Here is a 17,130-nt window from a genome sequence, read left to right as displayed (position 1 = left end):
GCCCGGAAGGTCCGTGCCAGGGGTGAAGGTTTCCGGAGCCGTGCGTTCAGAGAGGAGGGGGCAATGACTCATCATGAATCCCATCTCCGCGCACCCAGACAGACTCCGGGCTTTTTCACAGGGACGCCAGACGGAGTTTTCCAGGCAGGACATCGCCACGCTGTTCGAAGCCCGAGCACGTGAGACACCGGAGGCCGTGGCGTTGCGCTTCGAGGGCGGAGCGCTCAGCTATGACACGCTCAACCGACGTGCGAACCGGCTGGCGCGGCGGCTCCAGGCCCAGGGCGTGGGGTTGGATCAACCCGTGGGGATCCGCGTCGACCGCACCCCGGAGACACTCGTCGGGTTGCTGGGAATCCTGAAGGCGGGCGGGGCCTATCTGCCCCTGGATTCCAGCCATCCGGTGGATCGTCTCAACGTGATGATCGAGGACGCGGGGCTGCGCGTGCTGGTGGGCCGCCGCGAGGACGTCCAGGGGCTGCGCTTCCAGGGCCACGTCGTCGAGCCTTCCTCGCCGGATGAACCCCTGGAGGAGCGCGACGCGTGGAACGTCCGGGGTGGCGCGGGTCCTGACTCGCTGGCCTACGTGCTGTTCACGTCGGGCTCCACGGGAAGGCCCAAGGGCGTGTGCATTCCGCACCGGGGCGTGGCCCGGCTGGTGCTGGACGCAGGCTTCATGGGGTTCCGGCCCGACGACCGCGTCCTCCAGGCCGCTTCGTTCTCGTTCGACGCTTCGACCCTGGAGGTCTGGGGCGCACTCCTGAACGGCGCCACGCTGTGCCTGCTCTCACAGGAGACGCTGCTGTCGCCTCCGCTCCTCGCGGCACGGCTCGAACGTGATGCGGTGTCGGTCGCGGTCCTGAGCACGTCGCTGTTCCACCAACTGGCCGCGGCCATCCCGGACGCGTTCCGTCAGCTTCGCGTGTTGATGGTGGGCGGCGACGTGTTGGATCCCAAGTGGGTGGCGCACGTGATGGCGCACGGGAAGCCCCAGCGCCTGCTCAACAGCTATGGCCCGACGGAGTGCACCACCTCCGCGACGGCCCATGAGATCCGCTCGCCGCCCGAGCCCGGGACGTCCATTCCCATCGGAGGGCCGCTCGCGAACCTCCAGGTGTACGTGCTGGACGACGCGCTGGCGCTCCGGCCCGTCGGTGAAGTGGGGGAGCTGTACATCGGCGGAGAGGGGCTCGCGCGCGGCTACCTGAACCGCCCCGACCTGACCCGCGAGCGGTTCCTCCCCGACCCCTTCCGCGACGCCCCGGAGGCGCGGCTGTACCGGACGGGGGACCGCGCGCGGTGGCGGGAGGACGGCACGCTGGAGTTCCTGGGGCGCGTGGACCATCAGGTGAAGATCCGGGGCGCCCGCGTCGAGCTGGCGGAGATCGAAAGTGCGCTGCGGGCCCATGGGCAGGTCGGTGACGCGGTGGTCCGGGTGCATGAGGCGTCCCCCGGGGACAAGCGGCTGGTCGCCTATGTCTCACCGCGCGAGGGTGCCTCCCCGGACGCGACGGAGCTGCTGGCGCACCTGCGCTCCCGACTGCCGGCCTTCATGGTTCCCCACGCGGTCATGGTGCTGGACCGGCTGCCGCTCAATCCCAGTGGGAAGGTGGACCTCCAGCAGCTCCCGGCGCCGCACTTCGGCGCGGGGGACGGTGAGGCGCCGCGCGAGGGACTGGAGCGCGAGGTGGCGCGCGTCTGGGCGGAGGTGCTGGGCACGGAGCAGGCCGGCACGCATGACCGCTTCCTGGACTCGGGAGGGGATTCGCTGCTGGCGGTCCGCTTCATCGAACGGTTGGATCAAGCGCTGGCGGTCCGCCTGCCGGTGCGCGCGCTGTTCGAGAATCCGACCCTCGAAGCCCTGGCGCGACGCGTGGAGGCCGCGCGGAGCGAAGCCCGGGGGCTGGCCCTGCCTCCAGTCGTTCCCGTGGACCGGAGCGGGCCCTTGCCGCTGTCCGATGCCCAGCGCCAGCTCTGGCTGCTGCATCAGGTGGCGCCCCGGAGCGCCTTCTACAACGAGCCCTTCACGCTGTACCTGCCGGGCGACATCGAACCCGAAGCACTGGAACAGGCATTCCAGTCGCTCATCGCCCGGCATGAAGTCCTGCGCACCACCTTTGGATCCACGCCGGAAGGTCCCTTCCAGCGGATACAGCCTGGGACGGCGTTCCGGTTGCGGAGCGTGGATCTCCGCCCGGTCCCCGAAGGACTTCGGAGCGCGAAGGCCGCGCGACTGACCACGCAGGAGGCGCGCGAGCCCTTCGACCTGGAACGGGGCCCGCTGCTGCGGGCGACGCTGATGCGGCTGAGCGCTTCGGAGTGCCGCCTCGCGTTGGTCATGCATCACCTGGTGGTGGACGGCTTCACGATGGCGACGTTCCTCCAGGAACTGCATCGCTTCTATCGGGCCGCCATCGATGGCAGGCCCGCGGAGCTGGCGCCCATGCCGCTCCAGTACGCGGACGCCGCGGTCTGGCAGCAGGGCCCGCGCTACCGGGAGGCCATCGCGCCGCACCTCGCCTACTGGAAGCGGACGCTCGCGGGGGCGCCCCACCTGGAACTCCCCACCCAACGTCCCCGTCCTCCCGTGCAGGGCTTCCGTGGCGCGAAGCACTTCGTGCGCATCCCCCGGGACCTCCTGGAGGCCGTGAAGGCGCTGGGTCGCCGTGAGGACGCCACGCTCTTCATGACGATGCTGTCGGCGTTCGGCGCGCTGCTGCACCGCTACTCCGGTAGCGACGACCTCGTCATCGGTGGAGCCTTCTCGGGACGCGGCCGTGAAGAACTGCGCTCCATCTCCGGCCACTTCGTGAACCTGTTGCCCCTGCGGCTGCGGTTCTCCGAAGGGTTGAGCTTCCGGGCCCTCGTGGGGCGGGTGCGGCAGGTGTGTCTGGAGGCGCTCGAACATCAGGACGCGCCGCTCGTGCGCATCGTGGAGGCGGTGAACCCGGCGCGCATCCCCGGTGCGAATCCGCTCCTCCAGGTGTCGTGCACCCTGGAGCCGCCCATCTCGGTGCCGGGCTCGGGGTGGCGGGTGGAGCCGCACGACGTCGACACGGGGACGTCGAAGCTGGACCTCTCCCTCGAACTGGATGAGCGGCCGGACGGCATGTCCGTGCGGCTGGAGTACGCGCTGGACCTGTTCGACCCCTGGATGATTTCCCAACTGGGCGAGCACTTCGTGACGCTGCTCCGCGAGGCCGTCCGGGACCCGGACGTGTCCGTCTCCGCGCTGCCGCTGTTGTCGGAGCAGGAGAAGACCCGGCTCCTGGAGTGGGCGCAGGGACCGGCGGAGGACGTGTCCACCGCCGACTGCCTGCACCATCCCTTCGAGGCCCAGGCCGAGCGCACCCCGGAGGCCCCCGCCCTGGTGTTCCAGGGCCGGGTGATGAACTACCGGACGCTGAACGCGGAGGCGAACCGGCTGGCCCACCACCTGCGCTCGCTAGGGGTCGGTCCTGGGGACCTGGTGGGCCTGTGCCTCCAGCGCTCCTTCGAGATGATCATTGGGGTGCTCGCGACGTTGAAGGCGGGCGCGGCCTACGTGCCGCTGGATCCCAGCTACCCCCAGGCGCGGCTGGAGTTCACGGCGCGGGACGCGGGGTTGAAGCTCGTCCTCGCGCAGGAGGCGACGCGGTCGCTCGTGGCGGGCACGGGCGCCCGGGTCCTCGGTCTGGAGCAACTGCGCGAAACGCTCGCCGGAGCCTCCGTGGAGAATCCCCAGGTCCCCGTCACAGGCGAGGACCTGGCGTATGTCATCTACACCTCGGGTTCGACAGGCCAGCCCAAGGGCGTGCTGCTGGGGCACCGGGGTGCGGTCCATCTCTGCGAAACCGTGGCCGCGCGCTTCGGCTTCGGGCCCGGGGTCCGTGCGTTGCAGTTCACGCGGTTCGGGTTCGACTTCTCCGTCGCGGAGATCTTCCCGACGCTCTTCTCCGGCGCGACGCTGTACCTGCTCGCGCAGGCGGAGGTGACGCCCGGCGAGGAGCTGGCCGACTTCCTGGCGTCCCAGCGCATCCACATCGCGATGTTCACGCCCGCGGCGCTGAGCCCCATGGCGTGGCGGGCGCTCCCGGACCTGAAGGTGCTGGTGGTCGGCGGCGAAGAGGTGCCGGAGCAGCTCGTGGACACCTGGGCTCCAGGCCGGCGGTTCATCCAGGTGTATGGGCCCACGGAGACCACCGTCTTCACGACCTCGGGCGACTGCGTGGCCGGCGCGGGCAGGTCCCCCATCGGCAAGCCGCTTCCGGGCTACGAGGTCTATCTGCTCGACGACGCCCTGGCGCCAGTACCCGTGGGCGTCCGGGGTTCGCTCTACATCGGCGGGGTGGGGCTGGCGCGGGGCTACCTGCACCGCCCGGAGCTGGATGCGGAGCGGTTCGTTCCCCATCCGTTCAGCGCGGAGCCAGGCGCCCGGCTCTACAAGAGCGGAGACGTCGCCAGCCATCGTCCGGACGGCAGCATCGAGTTCCACGGACGGTCGGATCGGCAGATAAAACTGCGCGGCTTCCGCATCGAGCTGGGAGAAGTGGAGGCCGCGCTGCGGGAGCACCCTGACGTACGGGACGCGGTGGTTGAACTCCGGCTGCTCGCGGGAGAGCGGCACCTCGTCGGCTACGTCGTCCCCCGGAATGCCGACGCGGCGGCGCGTCTCCGGTCACGCGGCTTCAAGGAAACGCTGGGCCAGACGCTGCCACCCCACATGATTCCCCGGGAGCTGGTGGTGCTGGAGTCGTTCCCGCTGGGCGTCACGGGGAAGATCGACCGGAGCGCGCTGCCGCCTCCTCCTTCCCGAACGCAGGGGCGTGACGTGGCGTCCGGGGCGGCCGCGTCCACGGAGCGCGAGAAGGCGCTGGAGCGCATCTGGTGCCGGCTCCTCGGAGTGGAGCGCATCGGCAGACAGGAGGGCTTCTTCGACGCGGGGGGAAACTCCCTGTTGCTCGCACGGATGCAGTCGGCGCTCGAAGTGGAGCTGGGCATCCGGGTGAGCATGGCCACGCTGTTCCAATACCCGACCCTCGAAGCCCTGGCGCGGCGGTTGGACGACGCGTCGGTGGAAGCGCCCGCGCGAACGCCTCGAAGGGAACGCAGTGCCAGTCCGGAGCAGCGTCCGGGCAGCATCGCCATCATCGGGCGGGCGGGCCGCTTCCCGGGAGCGCCGGATCTCGATGCGCTCTGGTCGCTGCTGGTGGAAGGCCGCGAGGGCCTCTCCCGCTTCAGCAAGGAGGAACTGGTGGCGGCGGGAGAGGACCCCAAGCTTGTGGAGGAGCCCGCCTACGTCCGTGCCTCGGGGATCCTCGAGGACGCGGAGTTCTTCGACGCCGGTTTCTTCGGCTACAGCCCGCAGGACGCCCGGCTGATGGATCCGCAGCTGCGCCTGTTCCTGGAGTGCGCCTGGGAGGCGCTGGAGGCCGCGGGCTACGACCCGAAGCGACTGCCCGGAAAGGCAGGCATCTTCGCGGGCTCGGGCGCGCCGCGTTACTGGTTGGAACAGGTCGCGTCGCGCTACCGCACCCTGTCGGTGGCCTCCGAATCGTACCGGTCCATCCTGGGCAATCCGTGGCAGTTCCTGGCCACGACGACGGCGTATCAACTGGGCCTGCGCGGGCCCGCGCTCACGGTGCAGACCGCCTGCTCCACGTCCCTGGTGTCCATCCATCTGGCCTGTCAGAGCCTGCGCGCGGGCGAGTGCGAGCTGGCGCTTGCGGGTGGCGTCTCCCTCTTCGCCTCGGGGCCCGCCGGCTACCTCCACGAAGAGGGAAGCATCACCTCGCCGGACGGGCACTGCCGCCCGTTCGATGCGCGCGCTCAGGGCACCGTGCCCTCCAGTGGCGTGGGCCTCGTGGTGTTGAAGCGCCTGGAGGACGCGTTGCGTGATGGCGACACCGTCCATGCCGTCATCCGGGGCTCGGCCATCAACAACGACGGCAACGGCAAGGTGGGCTTCACCGCGCCCGGCGTGGAGGGACAGCGCGACGTCATCGCGCGGGCCCACGCGTCCGCCGGAGTGGATCCGCGTCACATCACCTACGTCGAAGCCCACGGGACCGCGACGCCGCTGGGAGACCCCCTGGAGGTCCAGGCGCTGCGGCTGGCCTTCGGTGACCGCGAGGACGCGGCGCCTTCCTGCGCGCTGGGTTCGCTCAAGAGCAACGTGGGGCACCTGGACTCGGCGGCCGGCGTGGCCGGACTCCTCAAGGTGACGCTGGCCCTGGAGCACCGCTTCATCCCCGGAACCGTCCACTTCGAGCACGCCCCCGAGGAGCTGGAGCTGGAGCGAAGCCGCTTCCTGGTGAGCCGGGAGGGACGTCCGTGGACTGCCCCCGAAGGACTCCCGCGCCTCGCGGGCGTGAGCGCGTTTGGCATTGGCGGGACGAACGCCCATGTGGTGCTCGAAGAAGCCCCGCCCGTGCCGGTAGCGACCGGTGCGCCAGAAGGCGAGACGGTGCTGGTGCTGTCGGCCCGGAGCGAGGAGGCCCTGGACGCGGCGTCGCGGCAGCTCGCGAACCACCTGGAGCAGCACCCGACCCAGGCGCTCGCGGACGTCGCGTACACGTCGCGCGAAGGTCGGACCGCCTTCGAGTACCGGCGCGCCATCGTGTGCGGGGATGCAGCGGAAGCCATCGCGAAGCTCCGGCGGGATGGTTCCTCGCGACGCGCGACCCGCCACGTGCCCGAAGTGGTCTTCCTGTTTCCGGGGACGGGGACGCAGGAGGCGGGCATGGGGGCGGCGTGGTATCGGCGCGCGCCGGTGTACCGCGAGGCCCTGGATCAATGCCTCGCGCTCTTCGGTCGGGATCCGGAGCGCGAGCTGCGCGCCGTGTTGTTCGCGGAGGATGCGGACCGGGCCCGCGCCGAGGAGGCCCTGCGCGCACCGTCGCTGGGCATGGCCGCCCTCTTCTCCACGGAGTACGCGCTGTCGCGACTGCTGCTCTCCTGGAACGTCCAGCCCACGGCCCTCATGGGCCACAGCCTGGGCGAATACACCGCGGCCTGCCTGTCCGGGGTCCTGTCGCTGGAGGAGGCCGTGGCCCTGGTCGACCTGCGCGGTCGGCTCTGCGATGCCCTGCCGCCTTCGGGCATGTTGGCCATCCCGCTGTCGGAGGGCGTGCTGGCGCAGGAGCTTCCCGCCGACCTGTCCCTGGCCGCGGTCAACGGGCCCGGCCAGTGCGTGGTGTCCGGGACGGTGGAGGCCCTGGAGTCCTTCGCGGCGCTGCTGCTGTCGAAGGGCGTGCGCTCCAAACGGCTGCCGCGCGCGAGCGGCTTCCACTCGGCGCTGGTGGAGCCGGCGATGCAGCCGCTCACGGCCCTGGCGTCGTCCATGGATCCAAAGGTCCCGGGCATTCCCCTGGTCTCCAACGTCACGGGCACCTGGATGGACGCGGCCACCGCGCGCGACCCCGCGTACTGGGCCCGTCACCTGCGACACACGGTCCGCTTCTCCCGGGGCCTGGACCTGCTGCTGGAAGGCCGCGAGCGCATCCTCGTGGAGGTGGGGCCGGGCCGCGTCCTCTCCACGCTGGCGCTGCTGCATCCCCAGGCGGGCACGCACCGGCTGGTCCTGCCCACGCTGGGCGTGCCGGTGGGACGGCGCACCGCCCCCGAATCCGATGAGCAGTCGCTGCTGTGTGCGGTGGGCCACCTGTGGACCGCGGGCGTGCCGGTGGACTGGAGCGCGATGCGGGGCGGGGTGTCCCGGAGGCGCGTCTCCCTTCCGACGTATCCCTTCGAGCGCAAGCACTACTCACTGGCGAAGAAGGAGCCGCCTCCGTCGGAGGCGCTGGAGCCCGGACCTGTCGTCAGGTCGCAGGGCATCCACCGGGAGGGCGTGCGGGCGACGGTGGAAGCCATCTGGAAGGACCTGCTGGGCGAGGAGTCGCTGACGCCCGACAGCCACTTCTTCGAGCTGGGCGGCACCTCCCTCCTGGTCGTGCAGCTCAACCGCGAGCTCAAGGCGAAGCTGTCGGTGGGCCTGTCGCTGCACGCGGTGCTGGAACACCCGACGCTGGGCGCGTTGACCCAGGCCATCCTCTCCGAGCTGGAGAAGACGGGGCGGCCCTTCCGGAAGGAGGCCGCGTTGTTGATGCACCTCCAGGAGGGGCGGCCCGGCCAGGTGCCGCTCTTCTTCGTGCAGCCCATTGGCGGAACGGTCTTCACATACATGCCGCTGACGCGGCGGCTGGGGCCCGCCCGGCCGGTGTATGCGTTCCGCGCCTCGGGGCTGGAACCCGGCGAGGTGCTCTACCGGGACGTGCCGTTGATGGCTCGCCGGTACGTGGACGAACTGCTGGCGTCCCACCCGAAGGGGCCCTACTGGCTGGGAGGCCATTCGTCGGGGGGCGTCATCGCCTATGAGATGGCCGCCGTCCTGCTGGAGCGGGGGCATGCGGTGTCGGGCGTCATCCAGATCGACACGGTGACGGTGGATGACTCGCGCAGGCTGGGGATCCGGAGCGTGGGGGACGTGCTCCAGTTGATCGACGCGTTCAAGGAAATCTCTCCGCGCGCGGCGGAGGGCTTGAAGACGGCGATGGAGCTCGACTTCCGGCTGCGCGACGTGGTGCTCGCCACCAACGAGGCCATCGCCGCGTACACGCCCGGACGGCATGCGGTCCCCCTGGTGTACCTGCGGGCCCAGGAGCGGGACACGGTCCTGGATGGCCACGCGGAGGAGTGGTGGCGCGCGCTGACGACGGCGCACTTCCAGTTTCACGAAGTGCCCGGCAACCACTTCAGCGTCATGGAGGCGCCCTTCGTGAGGCAGGTGGCCCGGATCCTCGAGGACTGCGTGACGGCGGGGAAGGGAGTACGGCGCGATGACCACGGCGTGGGTTGAGGGGAAGCAGGACACGGGGAGCTGGAAGGCCGAGCTGGGACAGCGCTTCACCGCGTTCGTGGACGCCTACGAACGTGGCAGCCTGGACGCGCTGCGGGAGCTGTTCTGGCACGACGACGACATCGTGGTCGTGGGCACCCACTCCAACCTGCACTTCGTCGGCTGGGAGCAGGTCGAACACTCCTTCCGCACCCAGTTCGCGAGCCTGCGCGACATCCGGGTGACGCTGCGCTCCGCACAGCTCTGGCACGGCGGGGCACCGCCCTCCACGCTGGCGTGTCTCACGCTGCCCGCGATGGACATCGCGGTGGTCGCGGGCGGCCGTCCCGCCACCTTCGAGGGCATCCGCGTGACGTGCGTGTTCGAGCGCCGGGACGCGGAGTGGCGGATGGTCCAGATGCACTGGTCGCTTCCGCGCACGGAGGTGCTCGTCGACCACAAGTACCGATAGTCAGGGCGGCAGGGGCGAGCGTCGCGGCGTGCCCAGCAGCTCCAGCGTGCGCACCGCCACGTCCATCAGCGTGGAGGAACACGGCATGCAACCGCCACCGCAGCACGAAGGCCAGTCGCCCTCCGGGTCGCGCAAGAGCGGATACACGCAACCGCGCAGGGACTCCGGCAGACCTGCGTCCTCGCACGCCTGGCGCAGGGCCGCCTGCACGGTGGCATCCTTCACATCCATCGTTCCTGTTCCGAACCACGGGCCACGGGTCTCCAGCCCGGGGACCTCACGGCTTCACGACGGAGCCCTCCCCGGGACGAACGTGCTGGCGCGACGCCTCCTTCGCCGGGCGCCTGGCGCGCCTTCCGCCGCTGCCCATCAGGATGTCCACCCACCGGTTGCTGATGCCGAAGTTGCGGTCCGGCGTCGCGAAGTGGTGCGCCATGTGGTGCGCGCGCAGTTCCTTGCCCCATTTCGTGCGCGGCGTGTGGTGGTGCGTGGCCCAGTGGATCGTGTCGTAGGTCATGTAGCCCCAGACGATGCCGATGAAGTACGGAAGCGTCTGCGCCGGATGGCCTACCAACCACAGCAGCCCGCCGATGAGGAGGGCCAGTGGGACGCTCGCGCTGGGAGGCATCACCAGGCGCTGGGGGTCGTCCGGGTACTTGTGGTGGTAGCCGTGGGCAATCTCATGCACCCGCCGGGTGATGGGGCCCTTGCCCTCCCAATGGAAGAAGAATCGGTGGATGCCGTACTCCATGAAGATCCACGTCAGCAGGCCGAGCGTCACGAACAGCACGCTCATCCCCACCGTCGTCCTCCCCGTGTACAGGCCCCAACCCAACAGGCCCAGTGTGAACGGGCCATAGAGGAGGATGGGCACCGCAGGGTGAACCTTCGAGCAGGCTTCGAGAAAGTCGTTCTCGAACATGCGAGTGGATTGATGCCGGAAGTACGCGCGACTCATGACTGTATGAGTCTTGGGATGATGACAGCCGATTGCCTCTGGCTGTTCGTCTGGCTGAAGTGTTGCCTTGCGTGAAGCTGCCCCCGCCCGCCTGCTGGCAGGATGTGTCCGTGCCCTCCGCCCCCCTGACTGCCTTCGCGCTGTTGCTCGCGGGACTCGCCGCTTCCTGCACCGGATCCGGTCGAACCACTTCCGCCCCGGGAGACGACCCCACGCTGCGTCTGATGGACACCGCGCGAGCCCACGCTCGGGCCCAGGGCTCCACGAGAGCCCCCGTCTGCTCCCCGGCCTTCGCGCTGTTGTCCTCGCGACCGGGCATCGAACTGAAGCGCCTGCGCGATGCCGGACACCCGGTCATCGTCTGGACGGTGAACGACCTGCCCACGATGCGGGCCCTGCTCCAGCGCGGCGTGGACGGAATCATCAGCGACCGGCCGGACCTGCTCGCCCAGGCGGTGCGCGACTTCGACGCCAACGCGGATGGCACGCCCGGCGACCTGCTGGATGCGGACGGCCTCATCGACCCGAAGCGCTTCGATGCGCAGGGCCACCGGGGCGCGCGGAACCTGCGTCCGGAGAACATGCTGCCCGCCTTCGAGGCCGCGCTCGACCACCGCATGACGACGTTGGAAATGGACACCGTCCTCACCGCGGACGGCGTGCCCGTGCTCTCCCACGACCCGGACCTGTCTCCGGCGAAGTGCCGCCACGCGGACGGAAGCCCGCTCGCCGCCCCCGTTTCCATCGCGTCCCTCACCGTCGCGCGACTCCAGTCCGCCTTCGTCTGCGACCGGCTCCTGGAAGACCGTCCCGAGCAGACGAACGACCGCGCCCTGTCTCCCGAGGCCGTCGCCTTCGCCGCCCGCGCCGGCCTCCCGGACGCCTACACGGTGCCCACCCTGCGCCAGGTGTTCGCCTTCGCTGAAACACAGTCGGACGCCGAGCACACCGCCCGCGACCCGCTCCGCGCCCGGAACGCGAAGCGGGTGCGGTTCAATGTGGAACTCAAACGGACCTCCGCGAAGACAGCCATCCCCCTGGCGCATGGCGATGCGGTCGCCCAGGCCATCCTGTCTTCCGGACTCACTGCCCGCGCGGACGTGCAGTCCTTCGATGTGGGAGCGCTCCGCTCTCTTCAGTCCCGTCACCCCGGGCTGCGCACCGTCTACCTCTTGGAGCACCTACCAAACGGGTCGGACCTGGAGGCGGCTTCCGAGTAGGAAAGCCCCTGTCCTCCCTCAAGATTCGGGAAGGTAGTCAGGCCCCGAATCATCTTGCGCAAAATTGTTAGGGGCCTTACTAGATGCCCCGCCTTGGCTCCTGTCCCTCCCAAGAACGCGACCCCGATGAAGCTCGTGCCCCGGTACGAGCGGCTCCAACTGCAGGTCCACCGCTTCCCCACGCTGGACCCGAGCGCCATCGAGACGTGTATCGCGATGCTGCGTCTGTCCAATGAGCTGACGGGGGCCTACGAGGCGCACTTCTCGCGGCACGGATTGTCGCAGGGGCGCTTCGTGGTTCTGGTGCAGTTGTTCCTCGCGGAGGACGCGGGCGGAACCCTGAGCCCCGCGGAGATCGCGGAGCTGGCGTCGTGCAGCCGCGCCACGATGACGGGGCTGCTCGACACGCTGGAGAAGGACGGCCTCGTCTCCCGCGTGGACCACCCCGAGGACCGGCGCATGTACTCGGTGCACCTCACCGAGCGGGGCCGCGACCTCATGCAGGGCATGTTGCCCGACCACTACCGCCGTACCGCCGCGCTCATGGCCCACCTGAGCCAGGACGAGCGCGACACCCTGCGCGCCCTGCTGGCCAAGGTGTCCGCCGGCGTCCCCGCCCTGCGCGATCCCTGATCCGCCTCCAGACCCCTTTCTTCATCCGACTCGAGCAACAACCATGACGACCCGCACCGCCTCCCTGGACGCCGTTCCCGCCGAAGCCCCCACCGCCCCGACGCCCGCGAAGCGCTCCCGCGCCAAGCAGGTGCTGCCCCTCCTCGTGGGCGTGGCGGTGCTGGGCGGTGGCGCGCGCTTCCTCATCACCCGCGGCCATGAGTCCACCGACGACGCCCAGGTGGAAGGCCGCATCGCCAACGTGTCGCCGCGCGTGTCGGGGCAGGTGGCCCGCGTGCTGGTGAGCGACAACCAGCAGGTGAAGGCCGGCGACGTGGTGGTGGAGCTGGACCACGCGGACCTGGACGCCCGGCTGGAGGTGGCCCGCGCGGACGTGATGAGCGCGGAGGCCCAGCTCACCAACGCCCAGGCCCAGCTCACCCTCACCGAGGCCAACGCGGGCGCCAACCTGCGGCAGGCCCGCGCGGGCGTCACCCAGGCGTCCAGCGGCATCAGCTCCTCCAAGGCGGCGCTCGACCAGTCCCGCGCGGACGTGGCCGCGTCCGAAGCGCGCTTCAAGCTGGCGGAGACGGACCTGGGCCGCGTGAAGCAGCTGCGGGAGCAGGGCGCGCTGTCGCAGTCCGACCTGGACACGCGTCAGGCCGCGTACGACCAGGCCAAGGCGGCCCTGGACCAGTCGCGCGCGCGGCTGGTCTCCACGGAGGCCGGCATCACCAGCTCGTCCGGTGGCCTGGAGGCCGCGCAGGGCAAGCTCAACGCCGCGGAGACGGGCCCTGTGCAGGTGCAGTCCGCGAACGCCGCGCTGAAGCTCGCGGAGGCCCGCCTCAAGCAGACGCGCGCCGCGCTGACGCTGGCGGAGCTGAACGTGTCCTACGCCCAGGTGCGCGCCCCGGTGGACGGCGTGGTGAGCCGCCGCACGGTGGAGGTGGGGCAGATGGTGGGCCCGGAGCGTCCGCTGATGGCCGTGGTGCCGCAGAACGACCTCTGGGTGGTGGCCAACTTCAAGGAGGACCAGGTCGGTGAGATGCGCCCGGGCCAGGCGGTGGACGTGGAGGTGGACGCCTTCGGCAGCCACTCCTTCCACGGCCACGTGGACAGCCTCGCGGGCGCCAGCGGCGCGAGATTCGCCCTGCTGCCTCCCGACAACGCGTCCGGCAACTTCGTGAAGGTGGTGCAGCGCATCCCGGTGCTCATCCGCTTCGACGGAGATTTGAAGTCGCTGCCCATCAAGCCGGGCATGAGCGCCTACGTGACGGTGGACACCGGTTCGGAGCCCGCGCCGCGGAAGACGGCGGCGGTGGACGTCCGGAAGGCGGAGTAGCCGGTGGACGCGCGTCGCGACGTCATCCAAGGCTCCAAGGCGGGCATCACCATCGCGGCCATGGCCGCGGCGCTGATGTCCGTGCTGGACATCTCCATCGTCAACGTGGCGCTGAGCGACATCCGCGCGAGCTTCGGCACGCCGTTGGATCAGATCGCCTGGGTGTCCACCGGCTACATGATGGCCAACGTGGTGGTCATCCCGATGACGGGCTGGCTCCAGCGCCGGTTCGGCTACCGCAAGTACTTCACCTTCTCCATCCTGCTCTTCACCCTGGCCAGCGTGTTGTGCGGCCTGTCGTGGAACCTCCCGTCGCTCGTCGCCTTCCGCATCCTCCAGGGCATGGGCGGCGGCGCCATCATCCCCACCTCGCAGGCCATCCTCTTCGCCCGCTACCCGCGCGAGGAGCACGGCATGGCGGGCGCGCTCTTCGGCCTGGGCGCCGTGACGGGGCCGCTGTTGGGGCCCACCGTGGGCGGGCTCCTCATCAACGCGGCCAGCTGGCACTGGATCTTCCTCATCAACGTGCCGGTGGGCCTCTTCGCCGCGTACATGGCGTGGCGCTCCATCGACCAGCCCCACTTCGAGCGCTCCACGGAGAAGGTGGACAAGAATGGCATCGCGCTCCTGGCGGTGGGCATGGCCTGTCTCCAGTACGTGCTGGAGGAGGGCAACCGCGAGGACTGGTTCGACAGCAAGCTCATCACGCTGCTGGCCGTCATCGCGGGCATCGCGCTCGTCACCTTCGTCATCCACGAGCTGGAGACACCCAGTCCGGTGGTGGACCTGAGGGTGTTCGCCAACCGCTCGTACACCGCGGCCACGGGGGTGAACTTCCTCGTGGGCACCGCGCTGTTCTCCGGCTCGTTCCTGTTCAGCCTCTTCTGCGGTTCGGTGATGCGCTACGAGGCGTTGGACATTGGCCTCATCTTCCTCAAGGGCAGCGCCATCCAGATCCTCCTGATGCCGCTCATCGGCAAGTTCGGAGGGAAGGTGGACGGCCGCTTCCTGGTGGCCCTGGGCGTCATCGGCATGAGCGTGTCCCTGTGGACCAACGGCCACCTCACCACGCGGGTGGACGAAATCACGCTCATCACGCCGGTGTTCATCCGCGCCTGTTCCATGGGCTTCATCTTCGTGCCGCTGTCGGTGATGGCGCTCAGCAACCTGCGTCCGGAGCAGCGTGGCAACGCGGCGGGCCTCTTCAACCTGACGCGTGAGCTGGGCGGCTCCATTGGCACCGCGTGGATGAGCAGCGCGCTCAGCCGCACCACCAAGGCCAACTTCACCGCCATCACGTCGCACGTGGACACGTACGGTCAGGTGGCCCAGGAGCAGTTCGCCCAGTTGAAGGGCGCCATGGCCGCGAGGGGCGTGTTGGACCCCACGGGCGCGGCGATGGGACTGCTCGGGCAGCGCGTCAACGCGCAGGCGCTGGTGCGGGCCTTCAACGCGAACTTCCTCATCCTCGCCGTCATCTTCGCCTGCGCCCTCATCCTGGTCGGCATGCTCCAGAAGCCGGACCCCACGGTGAAGGTGGAAGGCGCGCACTGACGGCATCGTCGGACGCCTTGAAATGACAACGCGCGGGCCCGGGTGCTTCCGGGTCCGCGCGTTTCTGCGTCAGGGGATGCGGGGGACGACTACCGGCGCCACTTCTGCGCGCTGGAGCCGTTGCACTCCCAGAGCTGCAGCGGCGTGCCGCTGGCGGAGTTGCCGCTCGTCACGTCCACGCACTTGTTGGCCTGGGGGTTCACCAGGTCACCGGCGCCGGAGAGGATGAACTGCTGCGCCGGGTTGCCGGAGCAGGTCACCAGCTGGATGGCCGCGCCGTTGTCGCGCGAGCCCCAGGCCACGTCCATGCACTTGCCGAAGGCGCGCACGGTGCCGTCCGCCATGAAGGTCCACTTCTGCGCGTTGGTGCCGTTGCAGTCCCACAACTGCAGGCGGGTGCCGTCGTTCGTGTTGGAGTTCGGCACGTCGATGCACTTGTTCGCCAGGCCGATGATGGGGCCGCCCGAGCCGCCGCTGCCCGTGGTGGTGAGCGACAGGCCGTACGCGCCCAGGATGGGGTTGAGCGGCTGGAAGAACGTGGTGCCGCCCGTGGAGCAGTTGCCGGAGCCGCCGGACGTCACGCCCTGCGCCTGGTTGCCGGACAGCCACGAGCCACCGGAGTCACCGCCCTCCGCGCACGCGTTCGTCTGGGTGAGGCCGTACACGAGCCCCGCCGAGTAGCTGACGGTGGCGTTCTTCGCCTGGATGACGCCACAGCGCCAGCCGGTGGTGGAGCCCGAGCGACAGATGGACGCGTTGATGCCCGCCTCCTGCGACCCGTACACCAGCACGTTGCCGCCCGCGTAGTTGTTCACCCACGGCTGCGAACCCCAGGAGCCGTTGGTGCGCACCCAGGCGAAGTCGTTGCCGGGCCAGTTGGCCGACACCACCGTGCCCTGGCCCACGCCGTTGAAGCCGCTGGTCCCCGTGCCCGGGCCGCCGCAGTGGCCCGCAGTGACGAAGCCGCCCGCCACCGGGAAGCCGATGGAGCAGCGCGCGTTGCCCGGGTAGTACGCGTCACCGCCGCGCAGGTCGTACAGCGGCTTGAACTCCTCGCGCGAAGGCACCACGCGCACCGCGTCGCTCTTCACGCCCGCCTTCGCCAGGAAGTCCGTGCCGCCCGTCAGCGCGGAGTCCTGCGCCAGCACCACCACGCTGTTGGTGGCGACGTCCACGTACCACGCATGCACGGTGCGGCCCGCGGAAGCGCCGTTGCGGTCCAGCTCCGCCTTCACCTGTTCCAGCGCCGCCTGCGTGTGCTTGACCTTCTGGGCCACCGCGCCCGCGCGCCGCACCAGGGCCGCGTCCGCGTCCGTGGTGACGCCCACCACCAGCTGGCTGCCGTCCGCGTTCATCCACGCGCCGCCAAAGCGCTCACCCAGCTCCGCGCGCAGCGAGCCCTCCACCCGCACCGCCGCCGCTTCCGCCGCCAGCCGACGGCGCGCGCCGTCCGCCGTGAGGCCCAGGTCCCGCTGCATCGCGGAGAGCAGCTCCGGCGACACGCCCTGCGCGATGGCCGCGTCCTGCTGCGACGAAGCCGCCAGCGCCACGGACGGGATGACACCCAGGGTCGCGCCTGCGAACAGCGCCGTCGCGGTGGAGAACAGACCGAAGCTCCGCTTCATCGGGTCCTGCCTTTCGTGCTGCGGGGAGGCGTGAAGGCAAACCCGATTGAGCCCTGGAGGTCAATCAATTCAAGGATTAGTAAAAATCTCTGACATATTTGTGTCATCGAAGAAAGTGCCCCGCAATGAGAATGGCCCGGCGCGCCATGAGGGCGCACCGGGCCAGGGACTTGCTTCGGTCTCAGGGGAAAGTCAGCGCTTCGACGCGTTGCTCCGCACGCGGGCGGGGGCCCGGCGGCGGCGCAGCATGGCGGCGCCCAGCATCAGCAGGGCGGCGGCGAAGGGCAGGGTGCCGGAGGTGCCGGACGCGCTGCAGCCGCCCGCCACGGGCTCACCGAGGGACGAGTCCCCGGGCAGGCCACTGGGGTTGTTGGAGATGGGCGTGGTGGTGCCGGTGGGCGCCTGCCCGCCGATGTTGGGCAGCGTGACGACGGGCGCGTCGGGGGTGGTCGTCACCGGGACTTCCGCCACCGGAGGCGTGGTGGTGGGGTCCTCGCTCGGGATGGTGGTGTCGTCCGGGACGGGCGTGGGC

The 17,130-nt window shown here is 70.1% G+C and carries 10 protein-coding genes; 6 read left to right on the top strand and 4 right to left on the bottom strand.

What is annotated here, in order from left to right:
* Nucleotides 1-73 precede the first annotated feature (73 nt).
* Nucleotides 74-8,836 carry a non-ribosomal peptide synthetase/type I polyketide synthase gene (locus D7X74_RS16735; RefSeq protein ID WP_120533974.1) on the top strand — a complete coding sequence of 2,921 codons (8,763 nt, stop codon included), beginning with the start codon at nucleotides 74-76 and terminating at the stop codon, nucleotides 8,834-8,836.
* A complete protein-coding gene (locus D7X74_RS16730) occupies nucleotides 8,817-9,287 on the top strand; it encodes a nuclear transport factor 2 family protein (RefSeq protein ID WP_120533973.1) in 471 nt (156 codons plus the stop codon). Before D7X74_RS16735 ends, D7X74_RS16730 begins: the two co-directional genes overlap by 20 nt.
* Here D7X74_RS16730 and D7X74_RS16725 read toward each other — a convergent pair whose 3' ends face one another.
* The gene (locus D7X74_RS16725; protein ID WP_120533972.1) at nucleotides 9,288-9,518 is read right to left on the bottom strand and encodes a hypothetical protein; all 231 of its coding nucleotides are present in this window, start codon (nucleotides 9,516-9,518) and stop codon (nucleotides 9,288-9,290) included.
* 46 nt (nucleotides 9,519-9,564) lie between these two features.
* Nucleotides 9,565-10,245 (bottom strand): sterol desaturase family protein, encoded by a 681-nt coding sequence (locus D7X74_RS16720; protein WP_233602128.1) that lies wholly within the window; start codon nucleotides 10,243-10,245, stop codon nucleotides 9,565-9,567.
* A 110-nt stretch (nucleotides 10,246-10,355) separates the two neighbouring features.
* Between D7X74_RS16720 and D7X74_RS16715 the strand changes: the two genes are divergently transcribed.
* The 4 genes from D7X74_RS16715 to D7X74_RS16700 all read left to right on the top strand — a co-directional run bounded on the left by D7X74_RS16715 (nucleotide 10,356) and on the right by D7X74_RS16700 (nucleotide 14,973).
* Complete coding sequence (locus tag D7X74_RS16715) at nucleotides 10,356-11,465, top strand: glycerophosphodiester phosphodiesterase family protein (RefSeq protein ID WP_147446586.1); 1,110 nt, start codon at nucleotides 10,356-10,358, stop codon at nucleotides 11,463-11,465.
* A gap of 126 nt (nucleotides 11,466-11,591) precedes the next feature.
* Complete coding sequence (locus D7X74_RS16710; RefSeq protein ID WP_120533969.1) at nucleotides 11,592-12,098, top strand: MarR family winged helix-turn-helix transcriptional regulator; 507 nt, start codon at nucleotides 11,592-11,594, stop codon at nucleotides 12,096-12,098.
* A 43-nt stretch (nucleotides 12,099-12,141) separates the two neighbouring features.
* Nucleotides 12,142-13,419, top strand: coding sequence for an HlyD family secretion protein (locus D7X74_RS16705; RefSeq protein WP_120533968.1), 1,278 nt, complete (start codon nucleotides 12,142-12,144; stop codon nucleotides 13,417-13,419).
* A gap of 3 nt (nucleotides 13,420-13,422) precedes the next feature.
* Nucleotides 13,423-14,973 carry a DHA2 family efflux MFS transporter permease subunit gene (locus D7X74_RS16700; RefSeq protein WP_233595991.1) on the top strand — a complete coding sequence of 517 codons (1,551 nt, stop codon included), beginning with the start codon at nucleotides 13,423-13,425 and terminating at the stop codon, nucleotides 14,971-14,973.
* A gap of 89 nt (nucleotides 14,974-15,062) precedes the next feature.
* Here the strand turns inward: D7X74_RS16700 and D7X74_RS16695 are convergent, their stop codons facing one another.
* Nucleotides 15,063-16,598 (bottom strand): ricin-type beta-trefoil lectin domain protein, encoded by a 1,536-nt coding sequence (locus D7X74_RS16695; RefSeq protein WP_120533967.1) that lies wholly within the window; start codon nucleotides 16,596-16,598, stop codon nucleotides 15,063-15,065.
* A 192-nt stretch (nucleotides 16,599-16,790) separates the two neighbouring features.
* Nucleotides 16,791-17,130: MYXO-CTERM sorting domain-containing protein (locus D7X74_RS16690; RefSeq protein ID WP_233602127.1), on the bottom strand; the 340-nt coding region annotated here is incomplete at its 5' end.

This window comes from Corallococcus sp. CA047B (assembly GCF_003612065.1).
GTDB classification, from domain to species: domain Bacteria; phylum Myxococcota; class Myxococcia; order Myxococcales; family Myxococcaceae; genus Corallococcus; species Corallococcus praedator.
This window is presented reverse-complemented; position numbering and strand designations above follow the sequence as displayed.